Source organism: Sphaerotilus sp., from assembly GCF_041083715.1.
Taxonomy (GTDB): Bacteria; Pseudomonadota; Gammaproteobacteria; order Burkholderiales; family Burkholderiaceae_C; genus Sphaerotilus.
The window spans coordinates 1-4,252 of record NZ_JBFPGY010000022.1; the positions used below are offsets into that span (position 1 = coordinate 1).

Annotated in this window: 6 protein-coding genes; 4 read left to right on the plus strand and 2 right to left on the minus strand. The window is 69.8% G+C overall.

Annotation, left to right across the window (positions count from 1 at the left end):
- On the plus strand, window positions 1-432 hold a 432-nt coding region (locus AB3X43_RS00935), incomplete at its 5' end, for a hypothetical protein (protein ID WP_369428021.1).
- Here the strand turns inward: AB3X43_RS00935 and AB3X43_RS00940 are convergent.
- Window positions 416-844: a YchJ family protein gene (locus AB3X43_RS00940; protein WP_369428022.1), complete on the minus strand. Its 429-nt coding sequence runs from the start codon at window positions 842-844 to the stop codon at window positions 416-418. The genes AB3X43_RS00935 and AB3X43_RS00940 overlap by 17 nt on opposite strands.
- A 71-nt stretch (window positions 845-915) precedes the next feature.
- Here AB3X43_RS00940 and yaaA point away from each other — a divergent pair, with 71 nt between their 5' ends.
- The 3 genes from yaaA (at window position 916) to AB3X43_RS00955 (ending at window position 3,336) form a co-directional block, all read left to right on the plus strand.
- On the plus strand, window positions 916-1,710 hold the full coding sequence (gene yaaA, locus AB3X43_RS00945) for a peroxide stress protein YaaA (RefSeq protein WP_369428023.1): 795 nt from the start codon (window positions 916-918) through the stop codon (window positions 1,708-1,710).
- Between the two features lie 58 nt (window positions 1,711-1,768).
- Complete coding sequence (locus AB3X43_RS00950) at window positions 1,769-2,623, plus strand: 2OG-Fe(II) oxygenase (RefSeq protein ID WP_369428024.1); 855 nt, start codon at window positions 1,769-1,771, stop codon at window positions 2,621-2,623.
- A gap of 80 nt (window positions 2,624-2,703) precedes the next feature.
- The gene (locus tag AB3X43_RS00955; protein ID WP_369428025.1) at window positions 2,704-3,336 is read left to right on the plus strand and encodes a hypothetical protein; all 633 of its coding nucleotides are present in this window, start codon (window positions 2,704-2,706) and stop codon (window positions 3,334-3,336) included.
- On the opposite strand, the gene AB3X43_RS00960 is transcribed toward AB3X43_RS00955, so the two are convergent.
- Window positions 3,314-4,252 (minus strand): MBL fold metallo-hydrolase RNA specificity domain-containing protein (locus AB3X43_RS00960; protein ID WP_369428026.1); only part of this gene is annotated, 939 nt, incomplete at its 5' end. The two genes, AB3X43_RS00955 and AB3X43_RS00960, sit on opposite strands and share 23 nt — an antisense overlap.

Sequence of the window (4,252 nt, forward strand, 5' to 3'; positions counted from 1 at the left end):
CTCGAACCGCCCATCAGCGCATGGCTGTTCCTGGGCCTGTCGATGGCGTCGTTCAACAGTCCGGATGGCATCCTGTGGCAGCAGCCACTGCCTTGGCTGCTGCTGGGCACCGCAGCCGGACTCTGGCGTGCGCAGGGCTGGGCGCGCACGCTGGCCATGGTGGTGCTGGTGCTGCTGCTGGCGGCCATGGCCTGGCCCGGCGGGGCTGACTTCCCGTCCGTGCGCGTGCTGCTGCTGGATCCGTGGACCGCCTCCGGCCTGGAGCGCCGCACGGGCCTGCACCCCACGGTCGGCGGTGCGCTGGTCGCCTCGGCGCTGCTGCTCTGGTTGATGTCGCCACCGGTCCGGCGTGCCTTCGCGCAGTCGGATCTTGACGCCGTGCGCGCCAGCCTGCCGCCCCTGTCGGACGGACAGGTCAAGGACGACCACTGACCTCCCCGCTGATCCGACCACCGGTGTCGCCGTCCACGTAGAACCAGCGTCCGTCCTCGTGCACGAAGCGGCTGACCTCTTCCAGCCGGTGCGCCCGCCCGCCCAGCTTGCTGCGGGCCACGAACGACACCTCCGCATGGTTCGCGTCCAGCACCCGGTGGTGGCGCACCGTCAGGCCGAGCCAGCGCAGGCCTGGCTCGTTGGGCTCCAGCGTGGCCGGGCGTGTGTCCGGGTGCCAGGTGGCGAGCAGGTAGTCGAGCCGGTCGAGCACGAAGGCGCTGTAGCGCGAGCGCATCAGCGCCTCGGCCGTGGGCGCGGGCTCTGCGGGTGGGCCGGCGTGGTAGCGGCCGCAGCAGGCCGACAGGAGGTGTCCGCTGCCACAGGGGCAGGCGAAGTCGGAGGGCATCGTCATGGGCCCATTTTCAGGCATGGTGCGGCGCTGGTACGCTTGCAGGATTGCCGCCCTTGATTTTCCTGCCCGACATGCTCCTGCTGCTATCGCCTGCCAAGTCCCTGGATTTCGAGACCCCGACCGCGGTCGAGCCGACCCGCCCGGTGTTCATGGCCGAAGCCGCGGCGTTGATCGAGCAGTTGCGCACGCAGTCCCCGGCGCAGATCGCGTCGCTGATGGCGCTGTCGGACAAGCTCGCGGCGTTGAATGTCGCCCGCTATGGCGCCTGGCGCCCGCGCAACACGCTGGCCAACAGCAAACCGGCCGTGCTGGCGTTCAACGGCGATGTCTATGACGGACTGTCCGCCGCGACGCTGGCGGCCGACGATCTGGCCTGGGCGCAGGGCCATGTCGCCATCCTGTCCGGGCTGTACGGCGTGCTGCGTCCGCTGGATGCGTTGCAGCCCTACCGGCTCGAAATGGGCACGCGCTGGGCCAATCCGCGTGGCAAGGACCTTTACGCCTGGTGGGGTGACCGCATTGCCGAGGAACTGCTGCACCGCCTGTCGGCGCGCAGGCCGGCCTCCGCGACCACCGCGCCAGTGGTCGTCAACCTCGCCTCGCAGGAGTACGCCAAGGCCGCGCTGCGTCCGGCGCTCGTGCAGCGGGTCCGGGTGGTCGAGTGCGTGTTCGAGGACTGGAAGGACACCGGCTACAAGACCATCAGCTTCTACGCCAAGCAGGCGCGCGGGCTGATGGCCCGCTACGCCATCACCCACCGCGTGGACCGCCCCGAAGCGCTGCAAGGCTTCGATCTGGGGGGCTACGGATTCGATGCAGCCGCCTCGGCGCACGACCGCTGGGTCTTCCGCCGCCGCGCGGGCTGAGTCCACTTGAGTCCATTGTCACGGTTTCACTTCACGGCAACACCGCATGAGCACGACCATGAGCACCCAGACAGCCACCCCGGAACTGCGGCTTTGGATCCTGGAGCAGGCCCAGGCTGGCCACTCGCCCGACGCCGTTCTGCAGGCCATGCAGCAGTCCGGTTGGAACGAGGAGGTCGCGCTGGCCGCGCTGGAGCAGACGCTGGAGGGCTTTCTGGCCGAACAGGCCCGTCTGCAGGCGCGTCCGTCCGCCGTGCTGGTGCCCGAGCCCGATCTGGCGCAGTCGCCGTGCGAGTTGCCCCTGCCGGACGGGCAGGTGGTCCGGGTCGTGGTGTCGATGCGCAAGCCCCGCGTCGTGGTGCTGGCCGGGTTCCTGTCCGACGAGGAATGTGATGCGCTGCGCCAGCTTGCCGCGCCGCGCCTGGCCCGTTCCGAGACCGTCGACAACTCCACCGGCGGCAGCGAGGTCAACGAGGCCCGCACCAGCGCCGGCATGTTCTTCGGCCGCGGCGAGACGGCGCTGATCGAGCGCATCGAGCAGCGCATCGCGGCGCTGGTGCGCTGGCCGGTCGAGAACGGCGAAGGCCTGCAGGTGCTGCACTACCGGCCAGGCGCCGAGTACAAGCCGCACTACGACTACTTCGACCCGGCACAACCCGGCTCGGCCACCATCCTCCAGCGTGGTGGGCAGCGGCTCGGCACGGTGGTGATGTACCTGAACACGCCCGAAGCAGGTGGTGGAACGATCTTCCCGGACGCCCATCTCGAAGTCGCCCCCATCAAGGGCCACGCGGTGTTCTTCAGTTACGACCGTGCCCATCCCGACACCCGTTCCCTGCACGGCGGTGCCCCGGTGATCGCCGGCGAGAAGTGGGTTGCCACCAAGTGGCTGCGCGAGCGGCGCTTCGATTGAATGCATCCCAAGGCTGAAAAAATCGACGACCTGGGTCCCTGCAGCTACATTCCTCCCACTCAACCTGGAGACACCCTCCCATGCAACCGCTGATTGCCGCTCTTGCGGCCGTGATGCTCACCGCCGGCGCCGCTGCGCAGGCCCAGACCAGCACCGGCCAGACCCCCAAGCCCATCACGATGCCGGCGGCACCTGCTGCCATGCCGGTCGCGCCCGATCCGGCCACTCTGCGCGATCCGGCTGTGGTCGCCGCCGAGCGCAAGGTCGAACAACTCGACAAGGCACTGGAAGCCCGCCGCGCCCGTCAGGCCGAGGCCCGCCAGCGCGCCGAAGCCGCGAAGGCGGAGAAGGCCGCGGCCAAGGCCGAAAAGCTGTCGAAGGCCGACAAGGCCGACAAGGCCACCGCGAAGGCAGCCAAGGCCGGCAAGCCCACCGCGGCGGAGGAGCGCGCTGCCAGGCGTGCCGAGCGCCGCGAGGCACGTCTCGCGGCGAAGAAGGCGGACAAGGCGGAAAAACTGGCCAAAAAGAAGGCTGAAACCAAGCCTGAGACCAAGGCCGAGAAACGTGCGGCCGCGCGGGCCGAAAAGGCCGCGGCCAAGGAAGAAAAAGCCGCCGCAGCGAAAGCGGAGCGCCTCGCCGCGCGCAAGGCCCGCAAGGCCGCCGCCGCGACCAAGGCGGCCGCCAAGGGCCTCAACGACGGTTCGCGACCCTGAGCGCACCGAGATCCTGCAGCCCCAGGCGCTCGCCGGCCTGAGGCACGCGGGCCGGCCAGCCGAGGGTTTCCTCGATGCGGATGCGCAAGGCATCTGACGCCTCCGGCTCGCCATGCACCACCATCACCTGCCTGGGCGCGGTCGGCATCTGGCGCATCCATGCGATCAGGCCGTCCGCATCGGCGTGGCCGGACAGGCCTTCGAGGTGGTGCACCTGCGCCTTCACCGCCACGTACTGCCCCATCACCTTGATCTCGGTGGCGCCGCCGACCAGCTTGCCGCCACGGCTGCCGGGTACCTGGAAGCCAGGAAACACGATCGCGTTGTGCGGGTCAGGCGCCAGCGCTGCGAGGTGACCCAACACCCGGCCACCCGTTGCCATGCCACTCGATGACAGGATCACGGCCGGTCCGCGCAGACGCGCCAACCGCGCCGACTCCTGCGGCTTGTGCACCGGCTTGACGCCTTCGCTGAAGCCGCGCGCCTCGCTTGTCGACAGGCGCAGCAGGTCGCGGTGGGCGGTGTAGATGGCGGTGGCTTCCTGCGCCATCGGGCTGTCGAGGTAGACCGGCAGGTCGTCCGGCAATTCGCCATCGGCGCGCAGGCGGTGCAGCACCAGCATCAGCGCCTGTGCCCGTCCGACGGCGAACGTCGGGATCAGCACCTTGCCGCCGCGCCGCGTGGTCTGCCTGATGATCTCGCTCAGGCGTGCGGCTGTGTTGTCCACGGGGTGCCGCCGGTTGCCATACGTGCTCTCGACCACCAGCAGGTCCGGCGCCAGGCTCAGTGGCGCCGTCATGGGCAAGGGCGCCGGCATCATCAGGTCATCGGTTCGACCGACATCGCCCGAGAACACCAGCGCGTGCTCGGCATCGCGCAGCGTCACGGCGCAGGCGCCGAGCAGGTGGCCGACCGG